General features: G+C 72.0%; 8 protein-coding genes. 5 read left to right on the top strand and 3 right to left on the bottom strand.

From position 1 onward, the window contains the following. Positions 1-143: 143 nt before the first annotated feature. Positions 144-2,963 carry a M14 family zinc carboxypeptidase gene (locus tag AB0C22_RS04970; protein ID WP_357533555.1) on the top strand — a complete coding sequence of 940 codons (2,820 nt, stop codon included), beginning with the start codon at positions 144-146 and terminating at the stop codon, positions 2,961-2,963. 184 nt (positions 2,964-3,147) lie between these two features. Continuing rightward, positions 3,148-4,749 (top strand): class I SAM-dependent methyltransferase, encoded by a 1,602-nt coding sequence (locus AB0C22_RS04975; RefSeq protein ID WP_357533557.1) that lies wholly within the window; start codon positions 3,148-3,150, stop codon positions 4,747-4,749. 71 nt (positions 4,750-4,820) lie between these two features. On the opposite strand, the gene AB0C22_RS04980 is transcribed toward AB0C22_RS04975, so the two are convergent. After that, positions 4,821-5,717 carry a hypothetical protein gene (locus AB0C22_RS04980; RefSeq protein ID WP_357533559.1) on the bottom strand — a complete coding sequence of 299 codons (897 nt, stop codon included), beginning with the start codon at positions 5,715-5,717 and terminating at the stop codon, positions 4,821-4,823. 482 nt (positions 5,718-6,199) lie between these two features. On the opposite strand from AB0C22_RS04980, the gene AB0C22_RS04985 reads away from it, so the two are divergent. Then, positions 6,200-7,675 carry an RICIN domain-containing protein gene (locus AB0C22_RS04985; protein ID WP_357533561.1) on the top strand — a complete coding sequence of 492 codons (1,476 nt, stop codon included), beginning with the start codon at positions 6,200-6,202 and terminating at the stop codon, positions 7,673-7,675. 163 nt (positions 7,676-7,838) lie between these two features. After that, the gene (locus tag AB0C22_RS04990; protein ID WP_308290724.1) at positions 7,839-8,966 is read left to right on the top strand and encodes a helix-turn-helix domain-containing protein; all 1,128 of its coding nucleotides are present in this window, start codon (positions 7,839-7,841) and stop codon (positions 8,964-8,966) included. A gap of 3 nt (positions 8,967-8,969) precedes the next feature. Here AB0C22_RS04990 and AB0C22_RS04995 read toward each other — a convergent pair whose 3' ends face one another. Both AB0C22_RS04995 and AB0C22_RS05000 read right to left on the bottom strand, forming a co-directional pair. Next, on the bottom strand, positions 8,970-11,216 hold the full coding sequence (locus tag AB0C22_RS04995; RefSeq protein WP_357533563.1) for a helix-turn-helix domain-containing protein: 2,247 nt from the start codon (positions 11,214-11,216) through the stop codon (positions 8,970-8,972). 373 nt (positions 11,217-11,589) lie between these two features. Beyond that, positions 11,590-13,035, bottom strand: a complete 1,446-nt coding sequence (locus tag AB0C22_RS05000; RefSeq protein ID WP_255597568.1) for an arabinofuranosidase catalytic domain-containing protein — start codon at positions 13,033-13,035, stop codon at positions 11,590-11,592. Between the two features lie 368 nt (positions 13,036-13,403). Between AB0C22_RS05000 and AB0C22_RS05005 the strand changes: the two genes are divergently transcribed. Then, positions 13,404-14,417 carry a LacI family DNA-binding transcriptional regulator gene (locus AB0C22_RS05005; RefSeq protein WP_357533566.1) on the top strand — a complete coding sequence of 338 codons (1,014 nt, stop codon included), beginning with the start codon at positions 13,404-13,406 and terminating at the stop codon, positions 14,415-14,417. Positions 14,418-14,470 lie beyond the last annotated feature (53 nt).

Genomic DNA, 14,470 nt, shown 5'->3' on the forward strand with positions numbered 1-14,470 from the left:
CGATCGTCCGGGTCGCGCCGGCCGTGCCGCAATTGGCAGATCGCGTACCGCCGCCCGGTTGTGAATCTTGACCACCCGAAAGCGCAGGTCATACGCTCCGGGCGCCCTTGATTCATTTCCCGGGAAGGGAATCGGGACGCCTCATGCGAACTCCGCTCATCCGCTCCACATTGCTCTCCTCCCCACGGTTGGCCAGCGCCGCCGCCATCGTCCTGCTGGCCGGCATCACCCCCCTGGTGGTCGGCCCGCCCGCCGCGGCGGCACCCCCGACGACCTGTAGTACCGATCCCACCGACCGGCTGGCCTCGGTGCCCAGCCCGGAGAGCTTCCTCGGCTTCCCGCTCGGCACCGGCCAGGAACGGGTGGTCACCAACGAGGAGGTGCGGGGTTACCTCACCGCCGTGGACACCGCGTCGAAGCGGGTCGTCACCGGCGTGATGGGCACCAGTGTGCTCGGCCAGCCGCTGCCGTACGCGATCGTGTCCAACGAGCGCAACGTGCGGCCGGCCGTGCTCAAGGGCATCGCCGAGGACGTCCGCTCGCTGCGCGACCCCCGGGTACTCGACCAGCAGCAGGCCGGTGAGATCGCCGAGGCGGCGCCGGCCATCGTCTGGGTGACGGCCAACGTGCACGGCGGTGAGAAGAGCGGCACCGACGCCGCCCTCAAGACACTGTACGAGCTGGCCGCCGGCCTGTCCTGCGAGGTCCAGCAGCGCAACGACAACCTGGTCACGATCATCGTGCCGACGCAGAACCCGGACGGCCGCGACGCCAGCCGCCGGCAGAACGAGTACGGCTTCGACATGAACCGGGACTGGTTCGCCCGCACCCAGCAGGAGACCGACGGCAAGCTCGAACTGATGCGCAGGTACCCGCCGCAGGTCTTCATCGACGCGCACGAGATGGGTGGCCGGCAGTACTTCTTCCCGCCCAACGCCGACCCGATCCACCACGAGATCTCCGGCGAGGCGGTCGACTGGATCAACCGGATCGGCGAGGCCAACAAGGCCGGCTTCGGCTACAACGGCGCGTGTGACGCCACGGTGACCACCGAGTGCTACTTCAACTACTCCACCTACGACCTGTTCTTCATGGGGTACGGCGACACGGTGCCGGCCGCCGGCTTCGGGGCCGCCGGCATGACCTTCGAGAAGGGCAGCTCGTCGGCGGTGGCCGACCGGGTGCAGCAGCAGTTCCACACCCAGTGGTCGACGCTGGGCTGGGCGGCGGCACACAAGGTCGAGGTGCTCACCGGCTGGTTCAAGGTCTGGAAGGACGCCCTCGCCCAGGGCCGGGCCGGCGCGTTGGAGCCCAACGAGGTGGTCCAGCCGACCAACACCGTGCAGTTCCCGGTGCCGGCGCAGACCGTCCGGTCGTACTTCCTGCTGCCCGACCGGCAGCTCGCCGACGCCCGCCAGCTCGTCGAGCGGCTGCGCCGGATGGACGTCGAGGTCTACCAGGTCCGCAAGGCCGTCAAGCTGCCCACCGCGAAGCTCTTCGGTGGCCGTTCGGCGACCAACCTGACCGTGCCTGTCGGGTCGTACTGGATCCCGATGAACCAGCCGCAGAAGCACTGGATCCAGGCGATCATGGGTGAGGACCCGTACACGCCGTTCCCGTACTTCTACGACGTGTCGTCGTGGAGCAACCCGCTGCTGATGGGTCTCAACGCCGTCTACACCGGCGCGGACGTCAAGCCCAACGCGGAGCTGATCGACAAGATCCAGAACACCGGTGGCGGCAAGATCCTCGCCGCGCCGCCGTTGAAGGGCTCCTACACCTACGCGCTGGACTCCGCCGCCGCGGCCGAGTTCACCTTCACCCTGCTGGGTCAGGGCGTGCAGCTGGTCCGGGACCTGGACAGCGGCGAGGTGGGGATGCCGGCCGGCGCGTTGACGCCGGAGCTGAACACCACGGCCAAGAAGCTGGGCGTCACGCTCACCCCGTACACCACGGCGGCGGTCGGCACCCCGATCAGCCGGCCGGACGTCGGCCTGTTCCAGGGCACCGGCATCTCCACCACCTCCGGCTCGCACGGCGAGGCCCGGTACGTGCTGGGCAAGCGGTGGGGCCTCGACCTGACCCCGGTCACCACCGCCGACATCAACGACAACACCCCCGCCTTCACCGGCCGCACGGTGCTGCTGGTGCCGGACGGCAGCAACGCGACAGGTGGGCTGACCGCGACCGGGCAGGCCAACCTGCGCGCCTGGATCGCCCAGGGTCACACCTACCTGGGCCTGCGCAACGAGGGCACCCGGCTGGCCCGTGCCGCCGGTCTCACCTCCACCACCGAGAAGCCGAAGCCGACCGGCTACACGGTGATCGGCTCGCACCTGCGGGTCGACGTGGACCCGGACAGCCCGGTCGGGCTGGGCCGGCCGGCGGAGGACTTCGAGTTCAACAACAACGACCCGATCCTCACCCCGAGCAGCACCGGCCGCAACGTGCTGCGTTACCCCAGCGGGGACACCTTCTGGGCCAACGGCTACACCGTGCAGGGTGACGCGCTCAAGGGCACCGTCGCGGTGGTGGACGAGCCGACCGGCGCCGGTCGGGCGGTGCTGTTCGCGTTCAACCCGTTGTTCCGGGCGTACAACGAGAGTGGTCTGCACCTGGTGGCCAACGCGCTGCTCTACCCGGGCGGCGGCCCGGCGGCCCGGACCGCGTCGCCGGTCCCGGTCGACCCCGCCCGCGCCGCCGCGGCGGCGGCGCCGGTGGCGGAGAACCTGGGCGGCGAGTGGCGGCCGTTCACCCTCCAGGTGGCCGCCGGTGACCTGACCCGCGCCGAGGCGGTCGTCGAGCGGTACACCGACACCGCCCGGGTCACCGTGGCGGGCGGCTCGGCGTACCTGGTGATCCCCAACCCGGCGGGTCTCCAGGTCGACGAGCACCCGTTCCTGGGTGACCTGGTGCGGACCCTGCGGGCCGAACAGGTCCCGCTGCGTTCCGTGGTGGGTTAGCACCCGTCAGGGTGGGAGCGACGCCGTGCGGCGTCGCCCCCACCCGCCCGGGCATCCCGGGCGATCCGGCACGGTGGCGGGCCGGCCACCTGCCCCGGGGCACTCCGCGGGATGCCCGGGCCGGTCACTCGCCCCCGGGCACCCCGCGCGGAGCCGGTGATCCGACGTCGGCTAGGAACGGTGCATGCCCCGCTACCTGCTGTTTCCCGGCCGACATCACCTGCTGACCCGGTTCCAGGCCGACTATCTGCACCGGCTCGCCACCGGCGGTCACCACGAGGCTGCCGACGGCGACCACGCCGGGGGCGGCGGCGCACCGTCCGCCACCGACGGCAACGCTCAGCTGACCGACGACGGCGTCACCGTGGTCTGGGCGGTCACCTCCGCCAACCACGAGAACACCCGCCGCAACCCGGTCCCCTACCACCGGCGGGAGGCGGCGATCGAACGGTTCAGCGTGCTGGCCGGGCTGCGGTCGGTGGTGGTGCCGGTCTTCGACACCGCCGAGACCGACAGGTTCGCCGAGGTGACCCTGAAGAACGTCGCGGCCACCGCCGGCCTGGAGCTGACGCCGGCGAACACCGTGGTCGCCTGCTCGACCCCGCAGGTGGCCGCCATGTACGCCCGGCTGGGGTACCCGATCGCCGGGGTGGAGGCCGACGTCGACCCGACCCCCGCCCGGCCCTGGGACGTGCTGCTGGGGCTGGCCGCCGACGACCCGTCGTGGCGGGAGCTGGCCCACCCGGCGACCCTCGACGTCTACGCCCGCTACCGGCTCGACGACCTGGTCCGCTCGGTGGTCAACGACCCGGTGGTCGGGGACGAGGGCGGGTTGACCGCCACCCGCGACTACCGCACGTACGCCGAGGCGTTCGCCGACGCGGCGCAGCGTAAGTGGGCGGCGGTGCGCGAGCACGTACGGCCCGGCCGGATCGTCGACGTCGGCTGCGGCGCGGGCGCGGTGCTGGAGCTGGCCGACCGGGAGCCGACGCTGCGCGAGAGCGACCTGATCGGGGTCGAGGTGGCCCGGCACCTCTACGAGGAGTGCGTGCACAAGAAGGCGCAGGGCTTCTTCGCCAACCCGAACGTGTTCTTCTACCGCCGCAACGTGCTCGGCGGGGCGGTGTTCGCACCCCGCTCGGTGGACACCACGATGACCTTCGCGCTGACCCACGAGATCTGGTCGTACGGCGATCAGATGGCGTCGCTGCGCCGGTTCGTGCAGGCCATCTACGACCACACGGTGCCCGGCGGGGTGTGGATCAACAGTGACGTGTGCGGACCGGACGGCCGGGACCGGACGGTACGGCTGCGGCTGTCGACGACCGACGGGGCGAACCCGGCCCGGCCCCACCCCGACCTCGCGGCGCTGCCGGCCGACCAGGTGGCCGAGCGGCTCGCCGGGCTGTCGACGCGGGCCCGGTTGGACCAGTTCGCCGTCGACTACCGGTTCCCGTTCGGGTTCCGCCCGGTCGACGACGGCACCGGGGCGGTGGTCGAGCTGCCGCTCGGCTCGGCGATGGACTTCCTCACCCGCAAGGACTACACCGACAACTGGCTGTCGGAGACGCAGGAGGAGTTCTGCGGGCTGGAGTGGGCCGACTGGAAGGCGCTGCTGGCCGACGTGGGCTTCGAGGTCGACCCCGCCAGTGGCCCGTACCGCAACGACTGGATCGTCACCCACCGGCTCGCGCCGACCGCCGAGCTGTCCGCGCTGGACGGCAGCCCGCTGGACTGGCCGGTGACGCACGTGCTGCTGGTCGCCCGCCGGCCGGTCAACACCTGATCCGGCGGGAGACGGAAGGCCGGGGGCGGGGGGGGAAATCCCCCGCCCCCGGCACCGCCGTCAGGAGCCGGTCAGGACAGGAACTTGTCCAGGGCCGCCTCGATGGTGCCGCTGTCGGGCGCCGCGTACGCCTTCATCGTCGTCTTGTTGTACGAGATGAAGCTCGGGCACCGGGTGGCCGGGGCGTTGACGACCCCGCCGTCGCCGATCTTCTCGGCCGTCTTCGCGGCGAAGAAGGTCAGCTGGTAGCGCGAGGAGATGTAGGAGACGCTGACGTTCTTGCCGTCGCTCGCCTTGTAGTCGCACTTCTTGGGCGCGCCCTCGCTGCCCGGGACCATCGACATGCAGCCGACCACCGACACGGTGGTGAAGTCGGCCGACTTGGCGTAGTACCGCTTGTCGGAGCCGACCAGCTTCGACGACCAGAACGTCGGCCGCTCCGGGTTGTTCGAGAAGACGTACGCCTTGGCGGTGGTCGGGCCGCTGTAGGTGGCGGCGTTGAGGATCGGGCTGCCGTCGCAGACCGACGACAGGTCGCTGGAGTAGCGCGCGGTCACCGCGTTGTTGTTGTTCGGCTGCTCCGGCGACGACTCGGACGGCTGCGCGGTCGGCGGGGTGTCCGTGCCGCTGCCGGTCCCGGGTCCGGGAGCGGTGGTCGCGACCGGGCCCGGCGTCGGGTCGGCCTCGTCGTCGCCGACCAGGGCGAGCCCGATCCCGGCGCCGCAGAGCGCGAGGATGAGGACCACCGCGCCGACGATGAGGCCGATGACCAGGCCCCGGTTCGACTTCTGCGGGGGCACGGGAACACCGAACTGCGGGGCCTGCCCGTACTGCGGGGCCTGGCCGTACTGCGGGGCCTGACCGGGCTGGCCGTACGCCGGGTAGCCGGCGGCCGGCGCCGGCGGCCCGCTCCACGGGGTGACGTTCGGATCCGGCTGTTCTCCGTACGGAGGGTGACTGTTGCTCATCTGAAGCCCTTATCGCTGTCGACGGTACCCAGGCACTGGATCATCGGTCAGGGTAGTGAGCGGCACAAACCGAGGCGCTGATTGTCGGACGGCAAGCAACACCGCCCGACCACGCGCGGGTGAGCCGCGACTACGCTGAGTGGCGAATCGGAGTCCGACGACGGCCCCACCAGCCCGCTGCGAGTGCGTTCGGCGGCGAAATGTGCGGTGCGGGAAAGGGATTCGGCCCGGAACGCGCCTTCCGTGCCCGACACTGCGAAAAGGCTTCACAATGTGACGTAGATCATTCGTCACGATCTCGACAACCGCGACGACCGGACCCATGGACCATCCGGGCCGCGCCCCCACCCCGGGTCGCAACACATCGACGGCAATCGCATCGAAGTATGGGCATGTAGCGGTGGATCGGCTTATCGTGAGGGTCGAGAAAAGGTCCCGCGCGTCCCTGCGGCACCTCGCGCCCACCGCAAGAGGAGGCGGCCATGCCTGCCGCGCCCCACCCCACCACCCTCCGCCGGATCGTCACCGCCCTCACCCTCGCCGCCTGCGCGGTCCTGCTCGCCCCACTCACCCTCACCACCCCGGCCGCGCGGGCCGCACCCGTCACCGTGGCCAACGGCACCCAGTTCACCGACACCAGCGGCGCCGGCGTGCACGCCCACGGTGGCGGCATGATCAAGGTGGGCGACTACTACTACTGGTTCGGCGAGAACCGCAACGCCAACAACACCTTCCGGTACGTGTCGGTCTACCGCTCCACCGACCTGCGCACCTGGGAGTTCCGCAACAACGTGCTCACCCAGTCCTCCGCCGGTGAGCTGGCGACGGCCAACATCGAACGCCCCAAGGTGATCTACAACGCCGGCACCGGCCAGTACGTGCTCTGGATGCACTGGGAGAACGGCGTCGACTACAACCAGGCCCGGGTCGCGGTGGCCACCTCCAGCACGGTCGACGGCAACTACCGCTACCTGGGCAGCTTCCGGCCGCTCGGCCACGACTCCCGGGACCAGACGGTGTTCCGCGACGACGACGGCACCGCGTACCTGATCTCCGCCACCCGCAACAACGCGGACCTGAACATCTACCGCCTCACCGCCGACTACACCGGGGTCGCGTCGCTGGTGCGGACGCTGTGGCCGGACAACTACCGGGAGGCCCCGGCGATGTTCAAACGCAACGGGGTCTACTTCCTGGTCACCTCGGGCGCCACCGGCTGGTCGCCCAACCAGGCCCGGTACGCCACCGCCAGCAGCGTCGGCGGCACCTGGACCAACCCGACGAACTTCGCCGACGGCACCACCTACGACTCCCAGTCGGCGTACGTGCTGCCGGTGCAGGGCAGCGCCGCCACCTCGTACCTCTATCTCGGCGACCGGTGGGCCGGCGCGACGGGCGGCCCGGTCAACCAGTCCCGCTACGTCTGGTTGCCGCTGAACTTCCCCACCGCCACCTCGTTGACCATGAGCTGGTATCCGCAGCTGACCATCGACACCGCCACCGGCGTGGTCTCCGGGGTCAACGGCGGTTACACCTTCGACACGCTGCGCGCCCGGCACAGCGGCAAGTGCCTGGACGTGCTCGACCGGTCCACCGCCGACGCCGCCGCCGTGGCCCAGTACGCCTGCAACAACGGCACCAACCAGCAGTGGCAGCTGCGCGACGCGGGCTCGGGGTACGTGCAGATCGTCGCCCGGCACAGCGACAAGTGCCTCACCGTGGCCGGCGGCTCCACCGCCGACAACGCACCGGTGCAGCAGTTCGGCTGCCAGTCGGGGCGCACCGACCAGCAGTGGCAGCTGCGCGACGCGGGCTCCGACTACACCCAGCTCGTCGCCCGGCACAGCGGCAGGTGCCTGGACGTCACCGGCTACTCCACCGCCGACGGCGCGCGGGTGATCCAGTACGCCTGCGGCAGCGCCGCCAACCAGCAGTGGCAGCGGGTCGGCACCTCCTGATCGGCCCCGTCCGCCGTCCCGCCTCCCGCAGGCCGGGACGGCGGACGGCCACCACCGCGCGTCCCACCAGCCCCGGAACGCGGTGTGACGATGACCTCACCCCACGTGCCGCCCCGGCGACGTCTACTGGACCGGACAGCAGTCGTCCTGGCGGGGGTACGGGGTGCGGGACAACACGCAGGAACAGCTCCACCGGCTCAGGTCACTGCGGATGGCCGCCGGACTGACCATCGACGAACTCGCCGCCCGCTCCGGGGTGAGCGCCCGGACGATCGGCGGGATCGAACGGCACCGGATCCGCCGCCCGCACCACGGCACCCTGCAGGCGCTCGGCGCGGCCCTGGGCCTGGACGGGGTGGATGCCGGCCAACTGCGCCCGGCCGCCGGACAGGTCGCCGGGCTCACCGGTCTGCCCGGGGTGACCGCCCACTTCACCGGCCGCCACGACGACCTCTCCTGGCTGGCCACCCGGCTGGAACACCGCCACGCGGTGCAGCTGATCGGCCTGCCCGGGGCGGGCAAGACGGCGTTGGCGGTGCAGGCCGCCACCGACCTCGCCGGGCGGTTCCCCGACGGGGTGCGGTTCCTCGGACCGGTCGCGGACGCCACCGCCGCGACGATCGCCCGCCGGTTGCTGCCACCGTCCGCCCTGTCCACGCACGGGCCCGACCCGGTGGTCATCGGGGCGTACCGGGAGCTGCTGCGCAGCCGGCGGATCCTGGTCGTACTGGACGACGTGCGCGACGACCGCCAGGTCGGGCCGTTGCTGCCGCCCGACGCCCTCGGCGTCACCCTGATCACCGGCCGGCACCCGCTGGCGGACCTCCCGGCGACCGACCGGTGGCTGGTGCCGCCCCTGCCGGCGGCCGACGCCCGGGCCGCCCTCGACACGATGGTGGACGGCACCGCGCCCGCACCCGCGGTCGCAGCGCTCGCCGCCGGCTGCGGCGGACTGCCCCTTGCCCTGCGGGTGACCGCGAACCGGCTGCTGACCCGGCCGCAGTGGAGCGCGCAGTGGCTGATCGACCGGTTGGCCAGGCCGGAGCGGGTCCTGGACGCGCTGGTCGCCGGTGACCTGTCGGTGCGCGACGCGTTCGAGCGCACGTACGCGGGGCTGCCGGCCCGGGCCCGCCGGGCCGTCCGGCTGCTGACCCGGCCGGCCGGTCCGGTCCCCGCCGAGGCGGGCTTCCTCGACCTGGCCGAACGGGGCTGGGTCACGGCCGGCCGGGAGCACCGCTACGAGCCCCACCCGCTGGTACGCGCCTTCGCCCGCGTCGCCACCGGCACCTGACCCTCACCCCGGGTCCACGCCGTCGCGGGAGAGCTCGGCCAGCAGCGTCGCGGCCCGGGCGGCCAGGTCCGGATCATCACAATCCTCGGCCAGTTCGATCGCCCGCCGCAGGTACGCCGGGGCGTCCCGGGTCTCCCCCGTGCGGCGCAGCGCCTCGGCCAGTTCCACCGACACCAGGGCCTCGAACGCCGGCATCGCGCTGGCCCGCAACCGCGCGACCGCCTCCCGCAGGGCGGTGACACGGTCCGGCCACCGGCCGAGGACGGCGAGATCGTCGGCGATCCGCCGGCAGTTCAACGCGTCGGTGGCGGCCCGGGCGAAAGCCGCGATGGGATAGCGCGGATCGCGGAGCAGGCATCTCGTCCGCTGGTGCACCCGCAGCGCCTCGACGGGTCTACCGAGGGCCAGCAGCGATGAGCCGAGCGAGGCCATCGCCTGCGGCAGGCCCTCCGGATCGGCGGCACGTCGCAGCAGCACCCAGGCCCGTTGCCGCTGCCGCAGCGCCGCCGCGTGCTCGCCCAACCCGGTGTGGCCGCTGGCGGCGTAGAGCAGCGCCCAGCCCTGCTGGGCCGGGTCGCCCGCACGGACCGCCCGGTCCAGCGCCCGGGTGGCGGTGGCCACGCTGGCGGCGTACTCACGCTGGCAGATCGCCTGCGCCCAGGACAGGTAGTTGAGGTGGACCGCCTCGGTGCGGGGGTCGTCCAGCCGGGCGGCGGACTCGGCGGACAACCGGAAGACCTCCGGCCACAGGTCGAGGTGCACCCGGCTGTCGGAGAACCAGTGCAGCGCGTCGACGGTGTCGAGCACCTGCTCGTGCAGCCCCTCGGCGGCGGCCGACCGCAACGCCGCGAACCAGTTGCCCCGTTCGGCGTCGAGCCACGCCGTCGCCGCATCGCGATCCCCGAACTCCGCCAGCGACGGCGGTCCGTCCGGCTCGAAGTGCCGCCCCGCCGCCGTGGTCCGCGCCAGCCACCAACGCAGCGAGGACGCCCGCAACGGGCCGGCCGAGTCCGGCTCCTCGGCCGTCAGCCGGTCGACGGCGAAGTCACGTACCAGGTCGTGCAGCCCGTAGCGGTCCGCCGGCACGGCAGCCACCAGGCCGCTCTCCACCAGGGCTTCCAGCCGTTTCTCGGCGTCGGCGTCGGAGCCGTCGGTGACCACGGCGACCGGGTCCGGGCCGAAGTCCGGACCCGGCATCAGCGACAACCGCCGGAAGGTCCGCCGCAGGTCGTCCCCGAGCCGCCGGTACGACAGGCTCAGCGCGGTGTGGATGCCGGCGGTGTCGGCGTCGATGACCCGCAGGCGGGCCTGCTCGCCGGTGAACCGACGGTTCAGCTCCGCGACGGACAGCCCCGGCTCGGCCGACAGGCGTTGCCCGGTGACGCGCAACGCCAGGGGCATGTGACCGCAGTGCCGGGCCAGCTCGGTGAGTTCGGTCGGATCGACGGCGACCGGCCGGGCGATGGCCCGCAGCATCGCGGTGGAGTCCTCGGCCGGCAGCGGCTCCAGCGACAGCCACTGTGCGGTGTCGAGACCGCTGAGTCGCCGCCGGCTGGTGAACAGCACGAGACTGCGTCCGGCCCCGGGCAGCAACGGCCGGACCTGCGCCTCGTCGGCGGCGTTGTCCCACACCACCAGGGCCCGGCGCTCACACAGCACCGACCGGTACGCCGTCGCCCGCTCGTCGCGGCCGGCGGGGATCCGCTGTTCCGGCACGCCGAGCGCCCGCAGCAACCGGTGCAGCGCCTCGCCCGGGGTGGTCGGGACGTCGTCCATGCCGCGCAGGTCGACGAGGAACCGGCCGTCGGGGAAGTCCGTGGCCAGGTCGGCCGAGGCCCGCAGGACGAGGCTGGTCTTGCCCACCCCGGCCGGTCCGGTGACGACGAGCACGGTGGCCTGCTGCCGGTCACCTGACGGGCGACGGGCGATGCCGCCCAGGGTCCGCAACTCCGCTGCCCGGCCGCTGAAGTAGCGAGGCGGATCGGGCAGTTCCGCGCCGGCCGGCCGCACGGAGGTGGCCTCGACCAGGCGACGACGCTCGTCGTGCGGCACGGCGAGAACGTCGAACAGGACGGTCAGGGTGCGCCGTTGCGGGCGACGGACCCGGTCGCGTTCGATGTCGCTGATCGCCCGGGCGCTGACTTCGCAGCGCTCGGCGAGCGCCTCGATCGACAGGCCCGCCGCCACGCGGCACCCACGCAGGACGGCACCCAGCGTCGGCGGTTCGGGTACGCTCGGTATCGGCTTCACCGAGCACACCCTCACAGATCACCGCCCGAGATTCCAGGCATCGACGAGTGACGTAGCGCATGGTCGGATCACCCACCGTTCACCCGTCAGGTCTGGTAGCCGCCGTAGTTGCACGCCCGGGCGTACGCGTCTGCGCTGCCGTGGGTGTCGACGCAGCCGTGGCGGGTGTCGACGTCGTTGGGCCGCAACGACACCTGGTTCCAGTTCGGACCGTAGCCTTCGATCTGCTGCTGCGGGAACCCCGGGTGACACGCGGAACGACAGGCAGGAAAGACGACGACGCAGACCGGGCCGGGCAGCGCGACACGACCGAACGGTCGGGCCGCCCCGCGCAGGACACGAGGCGGCCGACCGGCCGGTTACGACGTGGCGGTCAGCTGCGCAGGCTCCACTGCTGGTTCTGTTGCCCGTTGCAGGCCCAGAGAACGAGTTTGGTGCCGTTGGCCGTGGCCGCGTTGGTGGCGTCCAGGCAGCGACCCGACTGCACGCCGGTGATGGTGCCGTCGGCATTGACGTTCCACTGCTGGTTGGCCCCGTCGTGACAGTCCCAGATGATCACCTGGGTGCCGTTGCCGGTGCCCTGCCCGGAGGCGTCGAGACACTTGCCGCCCGACACCTGGAGTTGCCGGCCCGCCGTCCGGGTGAAGCGCTGCGCGCTGCCACCCGTACAGTCCCACAGCTGGACCTGCGTGCCGTTGGTGGTGCTGCCGTTCGGCACGTCGACGCAGCGACCGGACTGGGTGCCCACGAGTTGGACGCTCTGCGTGGGGGTGCCGCCACCGGCCGGCGCGTATCCCGCCGCGGCGATGTTCGCCTGCACCGCGTCCTCGGTGGCCGGCGACGGGTAACCCGAGGTCAGCACGCCCTCGAAGAAGGTGCCCCGGCCGGAGACGCTGTTGTCGCCGCCGATGCCGAGCAGAATCGCACCCTCCTTCTTCATCGGGTGGTATCCGTTGGGACGCCGCCCGTCGAAATAGGTCGTCAGGCCCCCCGACTGGGCGTTGCCACCGCGGATCGCCCAGTGGTTCGGCTCACCTTTGACCATGGCCGTCACGAAACGGTGGTTGATGGACGCGATGTTGTTGTACCCCGCGTTCACCCCGGAGAACAGCCCCCACTCCAGATCGGCCATGACCCACGGGCCGGCGCCGGCACCGTATCCCCACTGCTTGTTGGCACCGAAGTAGACCGTCTCCATGATGGCCGGCGCGTCGGCCTGACCGTCGGTCTGCGCATTGCCGTAGTCGAAACAGCACCACTGGTTGTAGTGCGTGCCGTCGACGACGGCGTAGATGCCCTCGGGCTGGTCGCCGGTGGCGACACCGTTGGTGTTGTTGTTGCGGTAGCCGGTGCCGGGCGAGACGTAGACGCCGTACGCCTTCCGGCCGCCGATCGTGACCGGTGCGGCCTTCGCGTCGGCCAGGTTGTCCCAGCCGCCCGGCGCCGGGCCGGGCCAGTAGCCGCCGGGCGCCTGGGTGAGGCGGTTGTTGCGGCCCGACTGGTCGTAGATGATCGTGATCACGCAGCTCGTGTTCGCGCAGAAGGAGTCCTGGGTCGCGGCGTCGACGACACCACCCACGCTCAGCACCCCGACGTCCCGGGTGGTGTTGTCCGACGTCCGGCGCACCTGGTACAACGGCCCGTTGTACGCACCGTACAGGGCGCGGGTGGTGCTGTGCGCGGCCACGCACGGCGTACCGCCCGCGGCGTAGATGTCACACGGGCCGGTGGTCGCGGCCCGCGCGCCCGGCGCGTCCGCCAGCACGGAGCCGCCGCTGACGACGGCCAGGGTCGCCATCGTCGCCACGGCGATCGTCATACGACTGGGCCTTCTCAACACATTCATCGAAACCTCTCCGGAACGGTACGGGTGCGGTGCTGGCTGCCTCTGGCGCGGCTGTGCCTCATGTCCGAACGACGGGGTTGCGGGACCGATCCGTCAGCCGCGCCCACTCCTGACATAAGACGTCAGATCTTTAACATTAACCCCTGTCGATATATTGCGCCACCCTGCGATCCCTGTCCGCCCCGCCCTGCGCACCACGCAACGCCGGACATCGGCGGATTGCCCCCGGAGGACGGCGGCGGAACTGTTCCTGCCCCGATCGGGAATTGCGGGGCGGTTATGCTCCACGGCAAACACGGCGCATTCCCGCGCCGGTGGCGGAATTCGGCTTGAGGGCGGGCATGAACATCGGGGAGATCGCCCGGCGGGCCGGAGTGTCCCGCAGCACCGTGTCGTATGTGTTGAGCGGGAAGCGGGCCGTGTCGGCGACGACCCGACAACGGATCCAGGCGGTCATCGACGAGCTGGGCTACCGGCCGAACGCCAGCGCCCGCGCGTTGAAGGAGGGGCGCACCCGCACCCTCGGGCTGGTGATCCCCCCGGCCAACCAGCGTCTGACCGACATGCAGCTGGGCTTCGTCGCCAGCGTCGTCGAGGCGGCGGCCCGACACGACCTGGACGTGCTGCTGTCCCCGTCCGGCGGCGACCACGACCGGTCGTTCGAGCGGATCGTCACCGGGCGGCGGGTGGACGGGGTGGTACTGATGGAGATCCGGCTGACCGACGACCGGGTGACCCGGCTGGCGACGGCCGGTGTGCCGTTCGTGACGATCGGTCGGACGGCCGAGCCGCACGGGATGAGCTGGATCGACGTCGACTACGCGGCCCTGATCTCCCGTTGCGTGCACCACCTGGCCGACCTGGGGCACCGGCAGGTGGCTCTGGTGAACCGCTCCGCCGAGCTGGTCGCGGCGGGTTACGGCCCCAGCCACCGTGCCCTGGCCGGCTTCCAAGCGGCCACCGCCGAGCGGGGCCTGACCGGCATCGACGTCTGCTGCGGCGACGACACCGCCTCGGGCGAGGCGGGCATGACGCAGCTGCTGGCGACGCATCCGCAGGTCACGGCGGTGGCCACCATCAACGAAGCGGCACTGCCCGGCATGCAGCGCGCGTTGCACGCCGCCGGCCTGTCGGTGCCGGGTGACTTCTCCGTCACCGGCGTGGCCGCCCAGCACTGGGCGGAGGATTTCCGCCCCCCGTTGACCGCCGCCGACGTGCCGACCCGGGACATGGGCGCCGAGGCGGTGTCGCTGCTGCTGGAGCTGATCGCCGCACCCGGCGGCACCCCCCGCCACCGGCTCTACGCGCCGCCCATCTCGTTGCGCGAGAGCACCGGCCCGGCCCGGACCCGCTGACCCGCCCCGGCCCGGGGCGGCGCCGTGCCACCACCGGGTGGGCGGCGGCACGA

Source organism: Micromonospora sp. NPDC048894 (genome assembly GCF_040649765.1).
Lineage (GTDB): Bacteria > Actinomycetota > Actinomycetes > Mycobacteriales > Micromonosporaceae > Micromonospora > Micromonospora antibiotica.

Bases quoted from the DNA above. Each gene is read 5' to 3' on its own strand.
- AB0C22_RS05000 (WP_255597568.1), bottom strand. From the start codon at position 13,035: ATGACGATCGCCGTGGCGACGATGGCGACCCTGGCCGTCGTCAGCGGC.
- AB0C22_RS05005 (WP_357533566.1), top strand. From the start codon at position 13,404: ATGAACATCGGGGAGATCGCCCGGCGGGCCGGAGTGTCCCGCAGCACC.
- AB0C22_RS04980 (WP_357533559.1), bottom strand. From the start codon at position 5,717: ATGAGCAACAGTCACCCTCCGTACGGAGAACAGCCGGATCCGAACGTC.
- AB0C22_RS04970 (WP_357533555.1), top strand. From the start codon at position 144: ATGCGAACTCCGCTCATCCGCTCCACATTGCTCTCCTCCCCACGGTTG.
- AB0C22_RS04975 (WP_357533557.1), top strand. From the start codon at position 3,148: ATGCCCCGCTACCTGCTGTTTCCCGGCCGACATCACCTGCTGACCCGG.
- AB0C22_RS04985 (WP_357533561.1), top strand. From the start codon at position 6,200: ATGCCTGCCGCGCCCCACCCCACCACCCTCCGCCGGATCGTCACCGCC.